We start from the raw sequence: 1082 nt of genomic DNA on the forward strand, positions 1-1082 counted from the left end.
GGTCGGCAGCATCGTCGTCGACCTGAGGCTGCCGCGCGCGCTCTTGGCGATCGCCGTCGGCGCCGGCCTCGGCGTCACCGGCGCGCTGCTGCAGACGGTCGCCCGCAACGACCTCGCCGACCCGTTCCTGTTCGGCCTCTCCTCGGGCGCGGCCGCCGGCGCAGTCTCCGTCATCACCGTATTCGGCGATACGTTCGGCATCTGGACGCTGCCGCTTGCCGCCTTCACCGGTGGCATACTGGCGGCGGCAATCGTGCTTCTGCTGGTGTCGCGGGTGAAGGGGCAAGGTCCCGAGCGGCTGATCCTCGCGGGCCTTGCCGTCTCATTCCTGTTCACCGCCTTGACCAACTATCTCGTCTTCGCCGGTGACCAGCGCGCCGCGCATTCGGTGCTGTTCTGGACCATGGGCGGGCTCGGCCTCGCACGCTGGGACAATATCGGCCTTGCGGCGCTTGGCGCCGGCATCATCCTCGCCTACGGCCTGCGGAACCACCGCCGTTTCGATGCCTTCCTCGCCGGTGAAAGCGCCGCCGAGAGCCTCGGCGTTCCGGTGGCGAGGATGCGCCGCACGACATTCCTCGTCGCCGCCCTGGCGACCGCCATTCTCGTCGCCGTGGCCGGTGTCATCGGCTTCGTCGGCCTGATGATCCCGCATCTCGGCCGGCCGCTGGCCGGTCCGCTGCACCGGCCGCTGATAGCGACCTGCGCGCTCTTCGGCGCGATCCTGCTCTTGGCCAGCGATCTGCTTGCCCGCACGCTTTTGCCGCCGCAGGAACTGCCGATCGGAATCATCACGAGCTCGCTTGGCGCCTTCTTCGTCGTCACCATGCTGATGCGCCGCCGGCCGTGATATCCCGCGCCTTTGGTACAGCCTGCCGGCATCGACCCCGCATTTCATCGATCGCTAACCGTTCCGGGCGTTGCATGTCTGCCATGTCGGTTTGCCGGCTTCTGGAACAAAGCATCCTCTTGAATAGTAAGCACGCTTATTATATGTATCGCTCATGGTTTCTGATGGTATCGACAGATTGGGGTTTCTGATCCACGACGTGCAGCGCCTGATGCGCAAGCGTTTCGAGGCG

General features: G+C 65.9%; 1 protein-coding gene and 1 pseudogene. Both read left to right on the top strand.

Annotated features, from left to right (window positions below; translation table 11 throughout):
- On the top strand, positions 1-850 hold an 850-nt coding region (locus EOD07_RS35410), incomplete at its 5' end, for an iron ABC transporter permease (protein WP_164772896.1).
- 154 nt (positions 851-1004) lie between these two features.
- Positions 1005-1082, top strand: a pseudogene (locus EOD07_RS38945) (MarR family transcriptional regulator); the annotation flags it as partial.

The sequence above is a fragment of the Mesorhizobium sp. M2C.T.Ca.TU.002.02.1.1 genome (assembly GCF_003997225.1).